The 277-nt window shown below is 63.5% G+C and carries 1 pseudogene; it reads right to left on the bottom strand.

The features are described from left to right. Positions 1-277: pseudogene (locus SB719_RS19785) on the bottom strand (Holliday junction branch migration DNA helicase RuvB); the annotation flags it as partial.

Raw genomic sequence — 277 nt, 5'->3', positions numbered from 1 at the left:
AGACGCGACAATGCCTCATCGGCTATCTTGCGATCGATGACGTCGGCGCCCGCCACCAGCGCAAAATCGCGAACGCGGCGCAACAGCCGCCCGGCGATGCGTGGGGTGCCCCGCGAACGCCGCGCCACTTCCAGCGCACCATCCGGCGAAATACCCATCTGCATGATGCGCGCGCCACGGCGCACAATATATTCCAGTTCCTCGACCGTATAGAAGTTGAGCCGCACCGGAATGCCGAAACGATCGCGCAATGGCGTGGTCAAAAGGCCGAGACGGG

Origin of the sequence: Pantoea sp. SIMBA_079 (assembly GCF_046940275.1) — a bacterium.
In the GTDB taxonomy this organism is placed as follows: Bacteria; Pseudomonadota; Gammaproteobacteria; order Enterobacterales; family Enterobacteriaceae; genus Pantoea; species Pantoea borealis.
This window is presented reverse-complemented; position numbering and strand designations above follow the sequence as displayed.